The sequence below is a fragment of the Nodosilinea sp. P-1105 genome, from assembly GCF_012911975.1.
Lineage (GTDB): Bacteria > Cyanobacteriota > Cyanobacteriia > Phormidesmidales > Phormidesmidaceae > Nodosilinea.
Window position 1 is genome coordinate 90,617 of sequence record NZ_SMDQ01000012.1, and the last position, 21,442, is coordinate 112,058.

The window sequence follows — 21,442 nt, forward strand, 5'->3', positions numbered from 1 at the left end:
TTGACAACAGGTAGGGGATTAGCAGATTTTACTTTCTTAGCTTAGGCGGGTGAGTGGCAGAAGGTAGAAGGCAGAAGGGCGTAGCTCGGGCGCAGCAGGTAGAGGGTAACTCCCGGTGTGTCCAGGGTTTGGGCCTTAGCACATCGGTGAGTTCCTTCAGCTTTAGAATACTAGAATGCCGGTACAGCTCCCAGGGTTTTGCCTTGGAATACTCCGAGATTCACCGTGGATAGATCCAAGCACCCTGGGAGCTTAAGTAGCATCTGGAAACCAGTCTCCCCAATGGTGGGCAATGCCCACCCTACGAAGGCTACGATTGCTGGCAACAAGCGGGATTGTCTTTCTCAGAAATTTCCTAAGCAAGGCTGAATCATTATAGGGCTGATCAATTCTGAGGTTTCCATTCCTGAAACCAGGCTAAGATTCACCGGCAGTCGTGGCAAGGTAGAACCATCGTTAACCAATCCTTGTGTCATGCAATACCGATGGATCGGCTGGGTCGCCTTACTGGGCGGTACTGTGGCCCTAACCCTGGGGCTGAAGCTATGGACAGCTGAGGCTCGCCCTTCCCTGGACGCTGCAGCTGATGCCCAGACTGAGGTCCGGCCTGCCCCCGCTGAAACTGATGATGTGACTGAGGCGACGGCTGTGGATGATCAATTGACCCAGGCTAACCTTGAGTTCGGCTTTGGCCTGTTTGAGCAACTGCGCCAGCAATCTCCTACCGATAATGTGCTGGTGTCTCCCACCAGCGTGGGGATGGCGTTGGCCATGGCCTATAACGGGGCGGCGGCTGAAACCCAAACTGCCATGGCGGAGGTACTAGGCCTACAGGGGATGGATCTGGACCAGGTAAACCAGGCCAACCAGGCCCTCAGCCGTTATCTGGTGGGTCTAGACCCAGAGGTGGACCTGGCCATCGCCAATTCCCTGTGGGTTAACCAAAACCTACCCGTGTACGAGGCCTTTATCCGACGGGTAGAGGGGGCTTATGGGGCCGAAGTGGCACACCTGAACTTCAGCGACCCCGCCGCCAAGGACCAGATCAATGACTGGGTAAAGGCGGAAACCCGCGATCGCATTCCTACCATCGTGGACGACATTCCCCCGGACCAACTGATGTTTTTGATTAATGCGGTGTACTTCAAGGGGGACTGGGCTGAAGCATTCGAGGCCGAACTAACTCGCGATCGCCCCTTTACCCTGGCCGACGGCACCGAAATTCAGCACCCTCGCATGGTGCAGGGGGGCAACTACTTCTATCTGGAAACCGACCAATTCCAGGCCATTAGCCTGCCCTATGGCAACGGTTCCCTCAGCTTCGAGGTAATTTTGCCAGCCGAAGGCACCGACCTGGACGACTTTTATGCCCAACTTACCCCCGCCACCTGGCAACAGTGGATGCAGCAAATGCGGCGACAGGATGGGGAAATTCAGCTGCCCCGATTTCAGTTTGCCTATGAGGCGGATTTGATTCCAGCCCTGGAGGCACTGGGCATGGGCATTGCCTTTGAAGCCGGTCGGGCCGATTTCTCTAACCTGACCGAGCTAGAGTCATTTATCAACCAGGTACGCCACAAAACCTTTATCGATGTCACTGAAGAGGGGACGGAAGCCGCCGCCGCCACGTCGATTGGCATCATGCCCACCTCGATTATGATTCCGGAGGAGGAACCCTTCACGATGGAAGTAGACCGGCCTTTCTTTGCGGCTATCCGCGATCGCCACACCGGTAGCCTACTGTTCATGGGCGCGATCGCTGACCCCCGCTAATCTGGGATCCAAACATAAGGACTCCCAGACACCGAGACCCCGCCGGTCTTAGAAAACCGCACCACCACAATCTGCGAGGAATCGCGGCCAATATCCAAATAACCACTGGCCCACAGATCCGATCGCACCACCCCGGTAATTTCCAGGCGATAGCCCCCCGGGCGCAGGTGAATCGTCTTGCGGCGATCAAAATTGTGGGGCCGATAGATCAACCGTCCATCCAAATACACTGCCCCCCATTCCGTCCCCTGAGCGTCAAACTCCACCCGCACCGTTTCCGTTTCCGATGCAGGACGGGGATAGGGCCAAATCACCACGGGTGGTCGCCGCCGAATGATAATCACATTTGAGGCGGTAGTGGTTTGGGCGAAGGCTGTACCTAAGTTAGGTAACACCATCAGGGCGGTCATCAGACCAGTTTGAATCCAAAACTTGAAATATTTCTTGGGATATCTCAGTGACCGGGGGCGATCTGCCCCCTCAGTAGGCGTCTCCATGGTGGTGCTCCAATGTATCAATCATCAAACGTAGCGCTATAGCTACGGATGTCCGAACCTGGGGATAGGTGCCCTAATTCAAGAAAATTGACTAGAATTTACATAAGTCATTACCAATCAAATTACACCTAAAGCTAATACTTTCGCGGGGTTCGGCCCGCTGACTAGATGTCACAGCGGTATCGCCTTTGGCATTTCATTACATTTGCTGCTGCTAGCTTTGGGTATGGTTGACTTATATCTATTGTGTTCTAGGGGATAAGGCTTTGAGTAACACTAGTAACTTTCGTGAAGCCATTCAAAAGGCCCAGGGTCAAGCCCTAGTGGGGCCAAACGTGATTAAAAACGCCCTACCCTTTGTGGGCGGCGGGTTAATCATCACCGCCCTAGGGTCCTTTGGCGGTTTAGGGGTAATGACCAACAACCCCGGCATTTTTATGCCAACTTTTTGGGTGGCGCTAATTGCCCAAATCGCCCTGTTCTTTGTGGCTAGCAATATTGCAGCCAAGGGCAACAACAGTACTGCCCTGCCGCTGCTGGCCACCTACAGCCTGCTCACCGGCTACACCCTCAGCGGTCTAATCGCCGTAGCTCTGGGCACTGCCGGGGTAGGTATCGCTGGCATTGGTTCTGCTGCCCTGGCCTGTGGTGTCGTCTTCATCGCCGCTCGGCAAATTGGCTCTAACCTGTCTGAAGAAGACGGTTTTGCCCTCACCCGCACTGTGGGACTTGGGGTAGTGGGTGTGCTGCTGGCGGTGGTCGGTCAGTTTATCTTTACCCTGTTTGGCGGTCCCGTTCCTCAGTTCCTCGATATCGCCATTTCCGGCTTTGGGGTACTGATTTTTGTGGGCGCGTCAGTGGTTGACTTTTTCATTCTGCCCCGCACCTACAAAGACGAGCAGTACCTGTCGGCGGCCCTGTCGATGTACTTGACCTACATCAACCTGTTTGTGTTTATTCTGCGGCTGCTGATTGCCATCAACCGCGATTAGGGTGACCTTCTGGAGCAGATGCTCCCCTGTGGTGAGCACCGCCCACCACAGGGGAGGGATGAAAAACGTAGGGCGTAGCCCCTGCGTAGCAGAACGAAAAAAGAAAAATCCAAAATCTGAAATCTGAAATCCAAAACCACCCCACCAGCCCGTGCATTGCGGCCCTAGGTTAACCACCAAGACCAAGACCCCTACCGCTAATGCGCCCTACGATTTCAATCCAAAATCTAAAATCCAAAATCCAAAATCCAAAATCCAAAATTCCCCCATCTCCCCCACCCTCCCCATCTCCCCCACCCTCCCCATCTCCCCCACCCTCCCCATCTCCCCCACCCCCTACTTCTTCACCTCTTAACCCTTCACCCACCTTCCCCATGCTTGATACCGTCGATCTAAAACGTGATCTCGATCAGCTCACTGAGCGCCTGGGTAAAGCCCAGGAGTATCTTTGACGTTCCGGCCCTGGAAGCCAAAATTCAAGATTTAGAGCAATTGGCGGCTCAGCCCGACTTTTGGGACGACCAAACCACCGCCCAAGACACGCTACAGGAGCTGAGTGATTACAAGGCCAATCTTAGCCAGCTGAGTGACTGGCAAACCAGCCTAGAGGATGCCGCCGCAGTTTTAGAACTATTGCAGGCTGACGACGACGACGCCCTGCTCCAGGAAGCTCAGGCCAATGTTGCCCAGCTGACCCACGCCCTGGACCAGTGGGAATTGCAACAGCTGCTGTCTGGCCCCTTTGACAAGCGAGGGGCCGTGCTCACCATCAATGCCGGGGCTGGGGGCACCGACGCCCAAGACTGGGCCGAAATGCTGCTGCGCATGTATACCCGCTGGGCTGAGCAACAGGGTTACCAGGCACACCTGGTAGAACTGTCAGAAGGAGAGGAGGCTGGCCTGAAGTCGGCCACTCTGGAAATTACTGGCCGCTATGCCTTTGGCTACCTGAAGGCTGAAAAGGGTACTCACCGGCTGGTGCGGATTTCCCCGTTTAATGCCAATGGCAAGCGACAGACCAGCTTTGCCGGGGTAGAAGTGATGCCGATTTTAGATAACAGTATCGAGTTGGATATTCCCGACAAAGATCTGGACATAAAAACCTCTCGGTCTGGTGGGGCGGGGGGCCAAAACGTCAATAAGGTGGAAACGGCGGTACGCATTACCCACCTGCCTACAGGAATTTCAGTGCGCTGTACCCAAGAGCGATCGCAGCTGCAGAACCGGGAAAAGGCGATGGCTATCCTTAAGGCGAAACTGTTGATTATCGCCCAGGAACAACAGGCTCAAGAAATCGCCGAAATTCGCGGCGACATGGTAGAAGCCGCCTGGGGTAACCAAATCCGCAACTACGTGTTTCACCCCTACCAAATGGTGAAGGATCTGCGCACGGGGGTGGAAACCACCGCCATCGACGATGTAATGGCGGGTGAGCTGGAGGCGTTTATTCAAGCCTACCTGCGTCAAGACAATCAGGTGCTCCAGGAGCAGACAGTTTAAGGGAAAATCAGGCATGGTTACTAACTTCCAGCCTTGGACAATTCGTGATCTGACTGCCATGCCCGATGATGGTGGTTGGAAGCGCTACGAATTGATTGACGGAGAGCTTTACGTGACCCGTGCCCCCCACATCCGCCACCAGGGCGCAGCCGGAAAATTACACGTACGGTTAGACCTTTGGTCTGAACAAACTAAGTTGGGGGCAGCATTTCAAGCACCAGGGGTAATTTTCTCGCCGACTGATGCCGTCATTCCCGATGTCGCATGGGTTAGCCAAGGGCGCTTAGCCAATGGTGTGGACGATGCCGGACATCTAACTATCGCTCCAGAATTGATGATTGAAATTCTCTCGCCAGGAGACTTAAATGAACAACGGGACAAAGAGGTCAAGCCAAAGCTCTATTCCCGCTACGGTGTGCAAGAGTACTGGATCGTCAACTGGCAACTCAAAACCCTGGAGATTTATCGCCGCACTGACGCCCAGCTTCAGCTGGTCAGCACGCTTCTGGTAGGTGATACCCTATCGTCTCCTCTACTACCAGGATTTAGCACTGCGATCGCCGATATTTTTCAGGTGTGACAGAGGATAGCCAAATCGTTAGATAGAGTAAGGGCTTGCCATCTTATTTTCGTTCTGTTCTATGCTGTAAGGCAGCTGACATGACGTCCACCCCCCCTATGGCTAAAGGAAAAGATCGCAATCGCAACGTCTATCGCGAGTTTGGCAAGCCCGATCCGATGGCACGGGCGGTGCCCGATCGCGCCCCTAACCAGCAAACCTTGAAAGTACAGGTCAGCCGCAAGGGACGAGGGGGCAAAACTGTCACAGTGATTAGCGGATTTCAGCACAAGCCCGATACGCTGAATACTCTGGCTAAGCAGCTCAAGGCCCAGTGTGGCACTGGGGGCACGGCCAAAGATAACGTTATCGAAATTCAGGGAGACCACGCCCAAACGCTGGTGGAGCTTTTAGTGGCCAAAGGTTATCAAGCGAAACGCAGCGGTGGATAATAATTTGTGGCAGTAGCCGATAGTCCAGGCCAATTAGTTTGGCATGGGAAGGTGCTAATTAACGCTGATCTAGCCGGTTGGTCAGATCGGCTGATGGGGATACCATTGGCGTTGTGGAGAAAACGATGGGCTTGAATCGGTTAGGGTGGCGACGGTTGCAGCAACTGGGCTGTTTCTTGGCGGTGTTAGGGTTAATTTTAGGCTTTCAGGGCACGCCACCGCTTCAAGCGAAGCCTACCCCAGCAGCCCAGGTCACCTCGCCAGCGGTCAAGCAGTGGCCAACCGATAATGGCCCGATCACCCCAGCGATCGCGATTCCCACCGACATTCGCCAGCATTGGGCCGCTAGCTGTATCACCGCCCTGGCCCAGCAACGGTGGATTGCCGCCGATGCCAGTGGACGCTTTTACCCCGACGATCCCATCCTCTGGGGGGATTATGTGGCGTTACTAAATCAGATCAGTCCCCCAGCCCAATCGGGAGGTTGGGCCAATCCCCTGGAGCGGGCCTTGGGGATTCCAGAGGCCCCTACCGTAGCGGCCCACTATCCCAGCCAGTATTACCAGCCCGACCGCCCCCTGGTGCGGGCCGAGGCGATCATGGCCCTGGCAGCCAAGGTAGGGGCCAACTACGAACTGGCGGCCAACACCTTGATCAACACCAGCCTGAGGGATGGACGGCAGGTGCCCCAGTACGCCCGGGAAGGGGTAGCGGCGGCCCTGGCCCAGGGCATGGTGGTGACTTATCCAGAGGGCGATCGCCTCAACCCAACCCAGCGGCTAACCCGGGGGGAAGCGGCGGCTCTGGTCTGTCGCGCCGCCCCCGACCCCAACCTGCGCCGCTGGATTGACCCCGCCTGGATTGCCCAGGTCCAACCGACGACCGTGGCTACCCCCAACCGCGAGTTGCGGGGGGTGTGGCTGACCAACATCGACAGCCAGGTGCTCTTTTCCACCGAGGCTCTAGAGTCAGGGATCAATCGCCTGGCCGACCTCAATTTCAACACCCTTTACCCAGTGGTATGGAACTGGGGTTACACCCTCTACCCCAGCCGCACCGCCCAGCGAGAATTGGGCATTAGTCACTTTCTCTATGGAGAGCGGCGGCCCCCCCGCCCCGGGGAAGCCGCTGAAGAGCGGGACATGATGCAAGAGGCCATCGACTTTGGCCACGCTCGGGGCATGGCGGTGGTGCCCTGGTTTGAATTCGGCTTTATGGCCCCAGATAACTATGTGCTGTATCGTCGTCACCCTGACTGGTTCACCCAGCGGTTGGCAGAACCGAGACCGGCTGTTTCCAGGGGCGATCGCCGCCCACCTCAGGCTAGGGATCAGCTAACAGCCGCACTACAGGGAGCTCAGGTGCCAGGCCGTCCCACCCCGGACCTGGTCCAAACCAAGGCATTAACCCTGGAGTCCTGGCAGGCCCAGTTAGATGGAGAAGAACCAGAGACAGACCCCACCCTTGATCCTGGCATCTGGATGGAGGGGGGCGTGATTCCCCGCCGCTGGATGAACCCGTTTCATCCCCAGGTCCAGAAGTTTATGCTGGAGTTGATCGACGATTTGGTGACGAATTACGAGGTGGATGGCTTCCAGTTTGATGACCATCTGGGTTTGCCTGTGGACTTTGGCTATGACCCCTACACCATTAACCTGTACCGGGCCGAGCACAATGGTCGCCTCCCCCCCGCCAACGCTCAGGATCCAGAGTGGCTAGCCTGGCGAGCTAATAAGATTTCCGACTTTTTACAAGAGGTATACAAACTGGTGAAAGCCCGGCGGCCCCAGGCGGTGCTATCCATTTCGCCCAACCCCTACCCCTTTGCCTATGTGAATTACCTGCAAGACTGGCCGGAGTGGGTGAACCGAGGCATTGTGGATGAGATGATTATCCAGGTGTACCGCAGTGACCAAAACCGGTTTATGTGGGAAATGAATAAGCCCTCGGCCCAGGGATCTCGGCGGCGGATTCCCACCAGTATTGGCATCCTCAGTGGCTTACGAGCGGCTCCGGTGGGCATGGATCACATTACCGATCAAATGGTGGCAGTACGCGATCGCGACTATGCCGGTATGGCCTTCTTCTTCTACGAATCCCTCTGGATGCCAGCCCCCCGAGAAACCCTCGATAGCCGCACAGCGACTTTGCAGCAGAGCTTTACTGGCCAAGTACCTCGACCTTAGTAGCGGCCAAGTCCAGAGGCGTTTCATTGAATAACGGTAGACAATGCAACGGGCATAAATGACTTATCCTAGACTAGCCCTACCCGTATAAGGTTTGGAGTTGTTTACCTCCTCTGTCTAACCTAAGGGCTAGATCTAACTTGCTACCGCCTATGCCCTGGTCTCGCATTATTAGTGGATTAGTCGCCATCGCCATCGCCCTGGCCATGATTTTGTTGGGGGGCTGGTACTTTACCCTAGGGTTTGGGGTGATTATTTTTTTGGGGCAACTCGAAATTTTTCGACTAGTCAAGGCCAAAGGTATCTTACCTGCCGCTAAAACCACCCTGGTTGTCAGTCAAATTATGCTGATTACCGCCCATCTTTCCTCGTCTTTAGCCGATGCCATGCTGCCCCTAGGGGGCACGTTCATCTGCTTTTACCTACTGTTTCAGCCCAAAGTAGCCACCATTGCAGATGTAGCGGCCTCTATTTTGGGGCTGTTCTATGGCGGCTATTTACCTAGCTTTTGGGTGCGCCTGCGAGACTTGGGCAACCTAGAAGCCACCCTGCCCCTGGGGGGCTACTGGCCCGATCAATGGTGGCCGCCTCTGGATACCATTCCCCTGGGACTCACCCTGACGCTAATCGCCTTTGGCTGCATCTGGGCCGCTGATATTGGGGCCTATACAGCCGGTAAAATCATTGGCCGCACACCGTTGTCGAACATCAGCCCCAAAAAAACCGTAGAAGGAGCTGTTTTTGGGGTCTTAGGCAGTATGGTTGTGGCCTTAGCCGGCAGTTACTGGTTGCAATGGCCACTTTGGCCCCTATCGGGGGGAGCCCTGGGGCTGATGGTTGGTACCTCTAGTCTACTCGGGGACCTGACGGAATCCCTGATGAAACGAGATGCTGGGGTTAAGGACTCTGGGGATCTAATTCCTGGCCACGGCGGCATCTTGGATCGCACGGACAGCTATGTTTTCACCGGGGCGCTAGTCTATTACTTCGTCACGCTGTTGTTGCCAGTCTTGCCAGTCCAATAGAAGATCAGGGTCTAGGGACCAGCGGTCAGGGCTTGGGAACAGGTAACCGACTGATGCCGAGTCTTTCTAGCAGTTATATCGGCGTTCGGGGCTGCCACGATAAATTTGGACTTGAGAGATTATTCGCTATAGTGGCGACACAGTGAGCCCTCCCCAGGGTTGGAGGTTCCTATCGGTGAAACATATTCCAGACTCCTCGAGGCAGGTAACCGCAGATGGCCTAACGGTGATCCCTGCTCCCTTGGCAATCGGTGGCGAAGTGATTCCCCGCAGTAAGCGGGTACGGCTAGAGTTACCCGTTTCCCGTCTGCCCACAGGCACGATGATGTCCCTACCAGTAACCGTGATCAGCGGTAAAAGGCCGGGGCCTCGGCTGTGGTTAAGTGCTGCCATCCACGGGGACGAGCTTAACGGCGTGGATATTATTCGCCGGGTGGTTAAAGCCTTAAAACCCCATCGCCTGACCGGATCTGTGATTGCGGTGCCGGTGGTAAATATTTTTGGTCTGCTAGAGCAGTCTCGCTACCTACCTGACCGGCGGGACTTGAACCGATCGTTTCCGGGGTCGGCGCGGGGATCGTTGGCTAGTCGACTAGCGGCCCTATTTATGAGAGAAGTGGTCAGCCAATGCACCCACGGCATTGATCTGCATACCGCAGCTATCCATCGCACTAACCTACCCCAGGTGAGAGCAGACTTAGAAAACCCGGCTGCCTACAGGTTTGCCCAAGCCTTTGGTGCCCCGGTAATGCTCCATGCCAGTCATCGAGATGGGTCCCTGCGGCAGGCGGCGGCCAAACGTAACATCCCGATTTTGGTGTATGAAGCGGGGGAGGCGCTGCGGTTTGATGCCGATGCTATCCAGACTGGGGTCGAGGGGATATATCGGGTGATGGATTACTTGGGCATGTATCCTCCGCCAGAGTCAGTCGCCTCCATCGACACCCTAGAAGCCTGGGAAAGTCGCTGGGTGCGGGCGTCGCGGGGGGGCATCTGGCACCGCTCTGCGAGCTTAGGCGACGTGGTGAAAAAGCGTCAGCCCTTAGGGTTTATCACCGATACGTTTGGGGACAAACCGGTGCAGGTGCGTAGCTCCCTGGCGGGGGTGGTGATTGGCCATGGCCAAAATCCCTTGGTAAATCAAGGGGATGCCTTGGTGCACGTGGCCCGTTGCCAACCGGACAATCCTTTGGATCAAGCGCGCCTTGACCAGGAGGGTCAGTCTGATGCCCCCCCATCAACACCGGATAACGCCGTTTAGGCCCAGCATGGTTGGCCCCAGGTATGGCCAATCTATCAACCGCCGCCAGCCTAACCCCAGGCTAAGCTAGGGATCAGCAGAAGGGCCAGGGCGCCCATGGCTGGAGAGCACTCCATAGAGTAAACCAATACCAGGGCTGAGCTGGAAAGCCAGTAGAATCAGGAAGATTCATTCTCTGGTGGATTATGGCATTGCCCCTACTGACCTTGCCGAAGGCGGAACTACACATGCATATTGAAGGGTCCCTAGAACCCGACATGATGTTTGCCTTAGCCCAGCGCAATGGGATATCGCTGCCCTACGACTCGGTAGCAGCGGTGCGAGCGGCTTATGAATTTGAAAATTTGCAGTCGTTTTTAGACCTGTACTACGCTGGTGCCCAGGTGCTGCAAACCGAGCAGGATTTCTACGACCTGACCTGGGCCTACCTGCACAAGTGTGCAGCCCAGGGAGTGCGCCATACTGAGATTTTTTTTGATCCCCAATCCCACTGCGATCGCGGCATCCCCTATGAAACCGTTCACCATGGCATTACCCAGGCATTGCGAGATGCCAAAACCCACTTAGACATCTCCTCCGGGCTGATTCTCTGCTTTTTACGCCACCTCAGTGCCGATGCCGCCATGGCCACCCTAGAGCAAGCCCTGCCCTATGGGGAAGACATCATTGCCGTGGGCCTAGACTCTTCAGAACTGGGGCATCCCCCGTCTAAGTTTCAGGCCGTCTTCGACCGGGCCAGGGCCGAGGGGCTTTTAACAGTAGCCCATGCTGGGGAGGAAGGTCCTCCCGAGTACATCTGGGAAGCCATTCAGTTACTCAAGGTGTCACGCATTGACCATGGGGTGCGCTGCGTGGAGGATCCCGCCCTGGTGGACTATTTAATCGAACACCAGATTCCACTCACAGTCTGTCCCCTGTCAAATATCAAGCTCTGTGTGTTTGAATCCATGGCCCAGCATAACCTGAAGCAATTGCTGGAGCTGGGGCTATGTGTTACCGTCAACTCCGACGACCCGGCCTACTTTGGCGGCTATCTGCTGGAAAATATGACCGCAGCCCAAACCGCCCTGGACCTTAGCGATCGCCAAATGCAACAACTGGCCCACAATTCCTTCCGGGCCTCCTTCCTCAGCCCCCAGGAGAAGCAACCCTTTCTAGAACCATGAGCCAGGGAGTCAACTCCCCAGTACTCTGCGGCATAAGTCGGCCAACTATTCCTGACACCGAGAACCTGACACCCTCCATCAAGGTGGTCACCTTTCTACCAGGCGGTACTAGCCTCTAGGCCATCACCATGCCGCCATCCACATTAAACACCTGGCCGGTAATGTAAGCCGCTGCCGGGTCCGCTGCCAAAAATCGCACCATACCGGCAATGTCCTCAGGCTGGCCAAATCGACCCAGAGGAATGTACTTGAGGATCTCGTCAGTGTTGGGTAACTCGCCAGTCATATCGGTTTCAATGAAACCAGGAGCCACTGCATTCACTGTCACCCCCCGACTGGCCATTTCCTTGGCGATGGTTTTGGTAAAGCCAATCACCCCAGCCTTGGCGGCACTGTAGTTGGCTTGGCCAGGGTTGCCCATTTGCCCCGCCACGGAAGCAATGTTGATGATCCGACCCGATCGCTGCTTCAGCATCGATTTAGCCACGGCCCGGGTACAGAGAAACACGCCGGTCAAGTTCAAGTCAATCACCGCTTGCCAGTCTTCGGGCTTCATCCGCAGCAGCAGGGTATCGCGGGTAATGCCAGCATTGTTCACCAGAATGTCGATACGGCCCAGCTTTTCTAAGGTAGTTTTGAACAGGGCGTCCACCTGGTCCACTTGGGACACATCCGCTTGCATTGCCAGGGCGCTGCCGCCGTCGGCAGTAATTTGGGCCACCAGTTCTTCCGCCGCAGTGCTAGAGCGAGCATAGTTAACCACCACCTGGGCCCCTGCGGCAGCCAAAGAGCTTGCTATGGCTCGACCAATACCCCTCGATGCACCAGTAACAACAGCGACCTGGCCCTGTAGGGATGGGGAGGATGGGGACATGGGAATACCTCGATCAAGACAGCTAATGCCTGTTTTCCTGGTTCAGGCACCTTGCTTCATGGTTTTATCACGAAATGGGGAGCTGAATTCTCGATTCTGAATTTTGAGTTTTGGATATCAGCATCTATCTCCCTCTCGCCTCACCCATCCTTCCCCGATTAGCTGTAGCCACCAGTTTCTCGAAAAATCACTGGGGCATGCTGTAACCGCTGATAGGTGCGATGTTTGATGTAAAGTTCTCGATTGGTGAAAAAGAATAGCGAAACCGCTTCCCAAAGAAACACCCAACCACCGATAAAGATCCCTTCTACCGCAATTGATGTGGCCGTTCCTTCTACAAGATAACGCGGAAAAGTGGTGCCAAACCATAGCAGCACAAACCCCATGACAATGTATCGCAGCACCAGATGATTGTCTTTTTTAATCTCTTTTCGCAGTTGATAGGTCTTAAAGGCAAAACTATTCCTCAACCCGGTGAGAAATTCTACCTCCGCTTGATTATCCCGGCTACCAGAGGGCAAAATAAAGCAGAGCTCAATCGAATAACGCTGGGGAATGTCCTCTGCGCCAGCTTCCAGATAGACTTCCAGATCAGGATCTAGATCACGTCGTTTAAATGGAGCCGGGTCCCACTCACTGAAAATGTCAGCGTAGCTATCTAGAGCCACCTCGATCATGTAGGCGTTATTGTCAGGATCGACTTCGTAAATTTCCCGAAGGAATTGGTCCCGCGGCTTGATCATCGTGGTAGAAGGCTACTGGTATCGCGATCGCTAGAGAGATTACCTGATCAGGAAACTACGCCAACGCCATGATTTGGTTAGAGCCAAGGGGACCGCATCATGATTGATTGCTGTCAGAAAACTGTTTTTCAACAGTTTTCTGACAGGGAGACAATGCCCACCCTATGGCAACCAAAATCACTAACCAAAGCGGCTATCTGCTTTGGTTGAAAAGCTCCTAAGTGGCGGTGGTCTCTGTCGTTGCCTTCCGCACAGCCAGAGAGGCCGCTAGCAAGGATATCCCACTGAACAGCAGGCTAATGCCCACATAAAGCCCGATTAACCACAGGGCACTAAATGGCCAGTTATTCAGTACCAAAATACCTAAAATTAGAGTAATGATACCGTTAAGCACCACCAACCAAGACATGCTGTTACCCGTCCGGTTAGTAAACCCCATAATAATCGTAAACACCCCTTCGGCAATGAATAAAATGCCAAAAGCCAGGGTTAGGGCTAGGATAGCTGCACCCAGGTTAAACAAAATGTACAGACCAGCAATGACATAGAAAATACCTACAATCAGATTTAGCCAAAATCCCCTAACTGGCTTTGACTGGAATGACTGAACAATCATGATGATGCCGCTAATCAGGGCTAGCCAGCCAATCGTAGCCGTAAAGAAAGCTGAACCCAACGTCGGCATCAAAATGGCAAGCACACCCAAGATAATTAGCGCGATACTCAGGGCAATGACCCACCCAGTCGCCTTTTTGATTTCTGCTGCAGGAGTGAAATTGGTTGTCATAGTATTTACCTCAATGACTTGAATTAGTTGATGACAAGAGATTTAGAGTTGATAGTCAGGCACATCTACTGGGCAGACATCTGCATGGTGCCACTGCCAAACCTCAGGTCAATAAACAAATCACCATCCTGAAAAAAGTAAAGGTCAGAACTACTCAAAGCCTGGACAAATTCATTGTCAACAGAACCTTCAGGGCACGCCATGCGAGTCGTAGCAATTTCGCCAACGTCCAAGCGGCGGTCAGGTCCTAAGGTGTAGGAACCACGTCCCTGGTTGCAGTCAGCTTGCACCAGCAGTTCTCCGTCGTCCATCAATTCGACCGTATAGTTTTCGGGTGAATCAGCCACAATCAGGGTGTCATCAGCCATTTGAATTTGCTGCATCTGCCATACGGTACCCACGAGCGGTGGGGTAGGTGTGCCAGAAAACTGGATAGTGCCACTGTCAAACTGCATGTCGATGAACAGATCATCGCCTTGGAAGAAGTACAGCGCAGAGTTATTCAAGGCCTCTAGAAATTCAGTTCCAATGGAGCCTTCTGGACAAGCGGCTAGGGTGGTGGGCCCCATGGTTATCGATAAACGGTTGTCGTCTTCTACCGTGTACTGACCGATGGCACGGTTGCAGTCAGCTTGGACAAACACTTCGCCATCATCTGAGAATTCCGCCGTGTAGTTTTGGGGCGGCTGTGCCGTCAGTAGTTGACCATCGTTCATCTGAATTTGCCGCAGTTCCCACTCTGTGCCCACTAAGGGAGACATTTCAGCCACGTCGGTGGGGGCCACACAAGCTGCGGATCCTAGGGCTAGAGCCGACACAGCAGTAGCCACAACATAACGAGAAAAAACCATGCTTATCCTCAGTCACCTGAATAAATGCAAAACTGGGCTCACCACTTATAGGCTATTCACCCAAGAACGACAAGCCAAAAAATGCCTTACCCAATATGGTAAAGCGGGAATATATGAAACCTCTATGGAACTATAGGTAAGAGAGGTTTCTTAACTAAAGGCATCAGCCGGAGGGCGATGCTTAGCCACCTGAGCGATTAGGATCAAAGCCACGATCGCACCTACTAACCCAGCTGCGATCGCACTGATCATCGCATGGATAGCGATCATATTAGATGGGGTAATCAATGCCCCTTGAGTCATGGTTGTGGCCGTTTGTCCTGGGCTAATAACCGTAGCACCTTGGGGGAGTAGCAGCATTTTCCAGGTCAGCTCACTCACCCGCCAAAGGGCGATCAAGACCGATAGGGCCATAATGATCAGGTTAGTTAGCAGGCCAATGCTAAGGATGCGCTTCACCTCTGATTTAGCGGGCCTTAGGTCTTGGCTGTCTAGACGACGAGCCACCGAGATGTAGCGAAAACACCAGTAAATACTGAAGAGCAACAGCAGTAGACAGACCACAGCTAGCCATAGCCCGGCAGAAAAAGAGGTCATTTGCCAACGCCCCAGGTTGAGCAGCACTTGGGTGATCACGACCAATAGTGGCCCGACTCCCAACATAATCTGCAAGACCAAGCCAATCCAGCCTAAACGACGGCAGGCACGAGCCAGTTGTTGTGGCGTTAACGTTGTCTTTTTTGGCCTAAAAAAATTAACCACCCTTTATACCCAGATGATATCCTACTAATACCATACAGGCATCCTGCAGAATCAAGCCAGAATCAAGCCAGAACTGAAGCTTAAATCTTTTGGCATTTTGTTCATGACTCAACTAATGGCTCAACAAAATCGGATTAGGCAAGTGTTGAGCCCTGTAATGTTACGAGTTAATAAATACACTCCTATTAACATTTTATTTGGTGAACTTTCTAAAACTGACGTCAATCATGTTTTATGGCTGGGTTAATCTGAGGTTAGACCAGCCGAGTCACTTCAATTCAAGTCCATCCCATTCAGATGCCAGGCGATTAGGGTAAAGTAAGCCACCTGTTTGCAGCTGACTAGTATGGGTTTAGCTTGATCGTGTCTGGGTGCGATTTCTAGGCGCAATTGTGATTCACAGCTAGCGGCTATGGCTGACTGGGTGGATGCTCGCCGAGTGTTTTCTCCCTAGCGCTGGCTCGCAGGTGCTGGCTCGCAATGGTATCGGCTTTTCCCTAAGTGCCATAGATAAGTGGCAAGGAGTTAGCTATGACTCAAAACGTCAGTTTAGGCTCGCGCAATATAGCGCTGGTGGGAGCCTACGGTAGCGGTAAAACCACCCTTTTAGAAAGTATTCTCTCAGTAACAGGAGCGATTACCCGCAAAGGCAATGTAGACGATGGCAATACTCTGGGTGACAGCTCACCGGAAGCTCGCGATCGCCAGATGACTGTAGAACTAAATGCCGCCAGTACCCAGTACGGCGGCATTCATTTTACGTTTTTAGACTGCCCCGGCTCGGTGGAGCTCCAGCAGGAAACCTGGAATGCCCTGGTGGGAGTTGGGGCAGCAGTGGTGGTGTGCGAGGCCGACCCCAACAAGGTGCTGACCCTGTCGCCCCTGCTCCAGTTTCTCGACAGTTGGAATATTCCTCACCTTATTTGGGTCAATAAGCTGGATCGGGCTAACGGCAGCTTTGCCGAGGTGCTAGAGGCACTCAAAACCGTTTCCTCACGGCCCGTGATTCCCCAGCAGTACCCCATTCGCCAAAACCGGGAGCTCGTGGGCTTTATCGATTTGGTCACCGAGCAGGCCTTCCATTACCATGGTGGTGCCCCGGCGGATCCAGTGCCCCTACCAGCGGACCTGCAAGCCGAGGAGCAGGTGGCTCGGGCCGAGATGCTGGAAACCCTAGCCGATTTTGATGACCATCTGCTGGAAGAACTGCTGGAAGACATCGCCCCGCCGGAAACGGAAATTATCAACGACTTGAAGATGGAGTTGGGAGCCGACTTAGTGGTGCCAGTGCTGTTTGGGGTAGCCCAGGCGGACTATGGGGTGCGTCCCCTATTGGATGCTCTGGTTAAAGAAGCCCCCGCCCCCGAGACCACCCAAACAAATCGTGGCCTAGCCTTCCCCGCCGCCGAAACCGTAGCCCAAGTGCTGAAGACCTACTACACCCCTCAAGGGGGTAAGCTTTCCCTGGTGCGCGTCTGGCAGGGAGAACTACGGGATGGGGATAGCCTGAACGGCGATCGCATGGGCGGTCTGTACGAGTTGCTGGGTACCCAGCAAACCAGCCTATCTACAGCCCAGGCGGGACAAGTGGTAGCGATCGCCCGCCTAGAAGCCGCCCAAACTGGCGACACTCTGACCACAGGTAGCCCTACTACCCCCAGCACTGTTCTGCCCAAAGCCCCCACCATCGACCCAGTCTATGCTCTAGCTATCACCCCAGAAAAGCGTAGCGATGAAGTGAAGCTCAGTGGTGCCATGGCAAAGCTGATGGAAGAAGATCCCTCCCTGACCTGGGAACAACACGGCGACACCCACGAGGTGATTTTATGGGGTCAGGGGGATGTACACCTGAACCTGGCCATCGATCGCCTCAACCGCAAATATAACCTGCCCATGACCACCCATTTGCCCCTGGTGCCCTACAAAGAAACCATTCGCCAGCCAGTAGACTCCATCCACGGGCGCTACAAGCACCAAAGCGGCGGCCATGGCCAATTTGGAGATGTGTACCTGTCGATTAAACCGCTGCCCCGGGGGGAGGGGTTTAGCTTTAGTGACACCATCGTCGGCGGGGTCGTACCCAAGCAATACATTCCCAGCGTCGAAACCGGCGTACGGGAATACCTGAACCACGGTCCCCTGGGCTTTCCGGTGGTGGATTTGGCGGTCACCCTAACCAACGGCTCGTACCACAATGTTGACAGTTCTGACCAGGCCTTTAAGCAAGCGGCCCGCATTGCCATGCAGGAAGGGCTATTGGCCTGTGGCCCCACCCTGTTGGAACCCATCGCTCTGGTGGACATTTCCGTGCCCAGCAGCTTTACCGCCAATGTGTTGAAGCTGATTCCAGGACGGCGAGGGCAAATCCTGGGCTATGAAGCCAAAGCCGACTGGTCCGGTTGGGACGTGGTGTCGGGCTTTGTACCCCAGGCGGAAATGCAGACTATGATCTTAGAGCTGCGATCGCTGACCATGGGGGTTGGTTTCTTCAAATGGGGCTATGATCATCTAGACCCGGTGCCAGACAAAATTGCCGAAAAGATTCTGGCCAGTACCTCCGCCTAAATCCTATGACTCAGCCCCCCCTGCGGGTTATCTCCCTCATCCCCAGTGCGACAGAGATTGTCCACAGCCTAGGGTTGGGGGAGTTTTTAGTGGGCCGCAGCCACGAATGTGACTATCCCCCGGCGGTGCAGGCTCTGCCCGTCTGTACCGAACCTAAATTTGACCCTACCGGGGATAGCGCCACCATTCACCAGCGAGTCACCGATTTACTTACCGGCGCCCTTAGCGTTTACCGAGTCAAAACCGACCTGCTAGAGACCCTGCAACCCACCCACATTCTGACCCAGGCCCAATGTGAGGTATGCGCCGTCAGCCTAGGCGATGTAGAGACTGCCGTCGCTCAACTTATCGGTAGCCAGCCTCAGATCGTTTCCCTAGAACCCACCTGCTTGCAAGACGTATGGACCGACATACAGCGGGTGGGAGCCGCGCTATTGGGGGAAAACCATCAAGACCAGGTGGCAGAGGCCTTGACAGTCCTACAACAGCGCCTGAATACCTGTATCAGCCAAGCTACCCAGCAAGAATCCCAGCCGACGGTGGCTTGTATTGAGTGGACAGATCCCCTAATGGCCGCTGGCAACTGGGTACCGGAACTGGTGCAGTTGGCGGGGGGCAAATCCCTATTTGGTACCGTCGGCCACCATTCCCCCTGGATAACCTGGGAAGACCTGGCCGCCGCCGACCCAGATATCATCGTGATCATGCCCTGCGGCTATGACCTGGCGGTCACCCGCCAAGAAAGCCAGGCCCTGATCGACCATCCTGCCTGGGCGGGGCTTAAAGCCGTACGTCACCAGCGGGTTTATATTGCCGATGGCAATCAATACTTCAATCGACCTGGCCCTCGCCTGGTGGAATCCCTAGAAATTTTGGCCGAAATATTTCATCCCCAGGCTTTGGACTACGGCCACCAGGGCCAGGGCTGGCAGCTGTTGATCACCAGTCCCTAATCATGCTGACGTTTTTGTAATGCCGCCAGCATCTGTTGTTTTACTGCCTCAGCCCAGGCATTAAAGTCGTCCTGGTCATGGCAGGCTGAAGCTTTCAACCGAGCGTTAGGGGTCTGGGTAGAAGAGGAAGCAGAAGAAGAGGATTTCATAAAAAGAGTATTGAAGCGTCATCCTCTTCGATATAACAAACTTAGTGGGGGTGCTGCTGGGCCATTATCCGATTTCTGCATGGGTATACCCAGCCGTCGCATAGATTTAACAGTCCTTAATTTTAGGCTAATGCTGTCCAGGCTAATTCTGGGGCTGCGCTTGGAGGCGCTCCGCCTCTTCCAGGGCTTGGGCTTTGTTAGTGGCGTAGGACTGAATGCGGTCTTGGGCCACCTCATAGCGGTCGTCCTCTGGGGAAACTTCGGCCATCAGGTCAGAGGCACGCTGCCAACGTACCGCCAGGTCTAGCCATTCTGCCGGGGTTGCCGCAGCTCGGCCATCTTCTACGGATTGCTGGGCAATGCGCACAGCCATAACGAACGGATCCTGGTCGGGGGAGGCAGCGGCAGTTGGTTCAGCCTCCGCCTCTGCTTCATCTGTCTGAACCTGTGTCCCTCCCAAGTTCAGATTCAGCCCCAGCCAGTCTTTGGTGGCCCAGCCCACCATCAGCAGTAATAGGACCAAACTGGCCCCGCCAATAATACCCCGCCAAAAGGCCAGCCGACTGGAGGGACTTTTCTTGCGGGGCACATCGTCTAAGTAGGGGTTCCGCTGGCGGGGGGCCCGCAAGTCTTGCCAAAATCGCACCAGGGCGTTGGGTCGCTTTAGGGTGATGGGCTCTCGCCACAGCAAGCTATTTTCGGGATCGCGCTTAATTTCATCCAACCAAAGTAACTGCTGTTCTTTCACCAGACGGCTGTTGATATTGACCCGAGTAATGCCCCGGGGGCTAATGGACTCCAGCACATGGCGCACCTGCTCTACAATGTCGTCTTTGGGTAGACGATCAGCGGTAGGTGCCTCAACTAAGAGTTGCAAAATGCCATTGTCCTGAATAGCCCGGGTGCGAATGCTGTCCTCGACAAAATGATCATTCAGCTTTTGAATGATGGCCGCTACGCTTCCCTGGCGAGCCTGGAAGTCGATGTCGTCAATGGTTGGATGCATGGCAAAAAACCCCCTGCCACAGGTCTGCTGCCGCGACAGCCTGCTCATAACGATACGATCATCGCATTATACCAAGCCCTTAGGAAACGGGGATCATTCTTTGGAAAACCCGGGGCTCTGGAAAACCCGGGGCTCTGGAAAAACCGGGGCTCTGGAAAAACCGGGGCTCTGGAAAACCCGGGGCTCTGGAAAAACCGGGGCTCTGGAAAAATCGGGGAACAAAAGCCTCCCGCCTATCATCCCGACTTGTCAGCCGGCTAGAGCAAATGTTGAAACCGATCCTCCTGGCCCAACTGCTTAACCGCCGCTTTGATGTCTTGGGTGCGGTCTTTGCGGACCACCAGGGTGGCATTGCCATCTCGAACGATCACCACATCCTCTAGACCAATGGTGACGACTACTTCGTCAGGGTTGGCGCTGTACACAATGCTACCTTCGGTATCGATGGCCAAGTGGGTGGCTAGGTCCACGTTTTTATCCCCCGGTTGTTTCAGCAGTCGCTCCACCGCATTCCAGTCGCCCAGATCATCCCAGCCAAAGGTGACGGGCATCACATAGGCGCGATCGGTGGCTTCCATCACCGCATAGTCGAGGCTGAGCTTGTCGAGGCTGGGGTAGGCGTTAACCCCTTGTTCTAGGATCGGTTGAATTAACTCTGGGGCGTGGGTTTTGAACTCATTCAGCATTACCCCGGCGGGAAAGATAAACATGCCGCTGTTCCAGCTGAATCGACCACTATTGATGAAGGTTTGGGCGGTAGGGGCGTCAGGCTTTTCGGTAAAGCGGCTGACCTGGTAAGCCTGGAGTCCCCCATAGGCACCAGCGTCCTCTCCTTGCTCGATGTAGCCATAGCCAGTGGCGGGGTAGGTGGGGGTAATGCCCAGGGTGGCGATCGCCCCTTGACGGACAGCCATCTCAGCGGCGGCCTGCAGGGTATCGCCAAAAGCGGCTTGATCGGCAATCCAGTGATCGGCAGGGAAGAACCCGACGATCGCCTCTTCCCCATAGCGCCGGGCCACCTCTAAGCTGCCCCAGGCGACGGCGGGGGCGGTGTCGCGCCCCACCGGTTCCACCAGTAGGTTAGCCTCTGGCAGGTGGGGCAGTTGCTGGCGCACACCGTCAGCCAAATGGGCGGCGGTCACCACCCACAGATCCTGCCATCCCCCCGCTATGGGCAGCAGCCGGTCAGCGGTGGCCTGCAGCAAACTGCGATCGCTGCCATCTAAACAGAGAAACTGCTTGGGGTGCGCCAGACGACTGACGGGCCAGAATCGTTCTCCTTTGCCCCCCGCTAAGATAATTGGAATCAATTTCGCCATTTTGTATAACAATCCTAAATAT

General features: G+C 54.8%; 20 protein-coding genes. 11 read left to right on the forward strand and 9 right to left on the reverse strand.

Annotated features, from left to right (window positions below):
- The first annotated feature begins 474 nt into the window (after positions 1-474).
- The gene (locus E1H13_RS07885; RefSeq protein ID WP_206070191.1) at positions 475-1,773 is read left to right on the forward strand and encodes a serpin family protein; all 1,299 of its coding nucleotides are present in this window, start codon (positions 475-477) and stop codon (positions 1,771-1,773) included.
- Here the strand turns inward: E1H13_RS07885 and E1H13_RS07890 are convergent.
- A complete protein-coding gene (locus tag E1H13_RS07890; protein WP_169612859.1) occupies positions 1,770-2,270 on the reverse strand; it encodes a hypothetical protein in 501 nt (166 codons plus the stop codon). The genes E1H13_RS07885 and E1H13_RS07890 overlap by 4 nt on opposite strands.
- Positions 2,271-2,536: 266 nt before the next feature.
- On the opposite strand from E1H13_RS07890, the gene E1H13_RS07895 reads away from it, so the two are divergent.
- The 8 genes from E1H13_RS07895 to E1H13_RS07930 all read left to right on the forward strand — a co-directional run bounded on the left by E1H13_RS07895 (position 2,537) and on the right by E1H13_RS07930 (position 11,411).
- Complete coding sequence (locus E1H13_RS07895; RefSeq protein ID WP_169612860.1) at positions 2,537-3,262, forward strand: Bax inhibitor-1 family protein; 726 nt, start codon at positions 2,537-2,539, stop codon at positions 3,260-3,262.
- A gap of 374 nt (positions 3,263-3,636) precedes the next feature.
- Positions 3,637-4,762 (forward strand): peptide chain release factor 2 gene (gene prfB, locus E1H13_RS07900; protein WP_169612861.1). Its coding sequence is split into 2 segments (ribosomal slippage): positions 3,637-3,711 and positions 3,713-4,762, totalling 1,125 coding nucleotides; the frame shifts between segments, so codons are not numbered across the junction.
- Positions 4,763-4,775: 13 nt separating this feature from the next.
- Positions 4,776-5,342, forward strand: a complete 567-nt coding sequence (locus E1H13_RS07905; protein ID WP_169612862.1) for a Uma2 family endonuclease — start codon at positions 4,776-4,778, stop codon at positions 5,340-5,342.
- A gap of 98 nt (positions 5,343-5,440) precedes the next feature.
- The gene (locus E1H13_RS07910; protein WP_206070193.1) at positions 5,441-5,773 is read left to right on the forward strand and encodes a translation initiation factor; all 333 of its coding nucleotides are present in this window, start codon (positions 5,441-5,443) and stop codon (positions 5,771-5,773) included.
- A gap of 77 nt (positions 5,774-5,850) precedes the next feature.
- Positions 5,851-7,959, forward strand: a complete 2,109-nt coding sequence (locus E1H13_RS07915) for a family 10 glycosylhydrolase (RefSeq protein ID WP_206070195.1) — start codon at positions 5,851-5,853, stop codon at positions 7,957-7,959.
- 152 nt (positions 7,960-8,111) lie between these two features.
- A complete protein-coding gene (locus E1H13_RS07920) occupies positions 8,112-8,984 on the forward strand; it encodes a phosphatidate cytidylyltransferase (RefSeq protein ID WP_169612865.1) in 873 nt (290 codons plus the stop codon).
- A 247-nt stretch (positions 8,985-9,231) separates the two neighbouring features.
- The gene (locus tag E1H13_RS07925; RefSeq protein WP_169612885.1) at positions 9,232-10,245 is read left to right on the forward strand and encodes a succinylglutamate desuccinylase/aspartoacylase family protein; all 1,014 of its coding nucleotides are present in this window, start codon (positions 9,232-9,234) and stop codon (positions 10,243-10,245) included.
- A 185-nt stretch (positions 10,246-10,430) separates the two neighbouring features.
- Complete coding sequence (locus E1H13_RS07930; RefSeq protein WP_169612866.1) at positions 10,431-11,411, forward strand: adenosine deaminase; 981 nt, start codon at positions 10,431-10,433, stop codon at positions 11,409-11,411.
- Between the two features lie 115 nt (positions 11,412-11,526).
- On the opposite strand, the gene fabG is transcribed toward E1H13_RS07930, so the two are convergent.
- The 5 genes from fabG to E1H13_RS07955 form a co-directional block, all read right to left on the reverse strand.
- Positions 11,527-12,285, reverse strand: a complete 759-nt coding sequence (gene fabG / locus E1H13_RS07935) for a 3-oxoacyl-[acyl-carrier-protein] reductase (RefSeq protein ID WP_169612867.1) — start codon at positions 12,283-12,285, stop codon at positions 11,527-11,529.
- 158 nt (positions 12,286-12,443) lie between these two features.
- The gene (locus E1H13_RS07940) at positions 12,444-13,028 is read right to left on the reverse strand and encodes a hypothetical protein (RefSeq protein ID WP_169612868.1); all 585 of its coding nucleotides are present in this window, start codon (positions 13,026-13,028) and stop codon (positions 12,444-12,446) included.
- 217 nt (positions 13,029-13,245) lie between these two features.
- Positions 13,246-13,815, reverse strand: a complete 570-nt coding sequence (locus E1H13_RS07945) for an HdeD family acid-resistance protein (RefSeq protein WP_169612869.1) — start codon at positions 13,813-13,815, stop codon at positions 13,246-13,248.
- A 65-nt stretch (positions 13,816-13,880) separates the two neighbouring features.
- The gene (locus tag E1H13_RS07950; protein ID WP_169612870.1) at positions 13,881-14,666 is read right to left on the reverse strand and encodes an META domain-containing protein; all 786 of its coding nucleotides are present in this window, start codon (positions 14,664-14,666) and stop codon (positions 13,881-13,883) included.
- Between the two features lie 150 nt (positions 14,667-14,816).
- Entirely contained in the window at positions 14,817-15,428 is a 612-nt protein-coding gene (locus tag E1H13_RS07955) for a DUF3611 family protein (RefSeq protein ID WP_169612871.1), read from the reverse strand.
- A gap of 531 nt (positions 15,429-15,959) precedes the next feature.
- Between E1H13_RS07955 and E1H13_RS07960 the strand changes: the two genes are divergently transcribed.
- Both E1H13_RS07960 and E1H13_RS07965 read left to right on the forward strand, forming a co-directional pair.
- Positions 15,960-17,993, forward strand: a complete 2,034-nt coding sequence (locus E1H13_RS07960; RefSeq protein WP_169612872.1) for an elongation factor G — start codon at positions 15,960-15,962, stop codon at positions 17,991-17,993.
- A 5-nt stretch (positions 17,994-17,998) separates the two neighbouring features.
- Positions 17,999-18,946 (forward strand): cobalamin-binding protein, encoded by a 948-nt coding sequence (locus tag E1H13_RS07965; protein WP_169612873.1) that lies wholly within the window; start codon positions 17,999-18,001, stop codon positions 18,944-18,946.
- Here the strand turns inward: E1H13_RS07965 and E1H13_RS07970 are convergent.
- The 3 genes from E1H13_RS07970 to E1H13_RS07980 all read right to left on the reverse strand — a co-directional run bounded on the left by E1H13_RS07970 (position 18,943) and on the right by E1H13_RS07980 (position 21,420).
- Positions 18,943-19,095 carry a hypothetical protein gene (locus E1H13_RS07970; protein ID WP_169612874.1) on the reverse strand — a complete coding sequence of 51 codons (153 nt, stop codon included), beginning with the start codon at positions 19,093-19,095 and terminating at the stop codon, positions 18,943-18,945. The genes E1H13_RS07965 and E1H13_RS07970 overlap by 4 nt on opposite strands.
- A gap of 142 nt (positions 19,096-19,237) precedes the next feature.
- A complete protein-coding gene (locus tag E1H13_RS07975) occupies positions 19,238-20,149 on the reverse strand; it encodes a hypothetical protein (protein WP_240966528.1) in 912 nt (303 codons plus the stop codon).
- Between the two features lie 209 nt (positions 20,150-20,358).
- Positions 20,359-21,420, reverse strand: a complete 1,062-nt coding sequence (locus E1H13_RS07980) for a mannose-1-phosphate guanylyltransferase (protein ID WP_169612875.1) — start codon at positions 21,418-21,420, stop codon at positions 20,359-20,361.
- Positions 21,421-21,442: the final 22 nt, after the last annotated feature.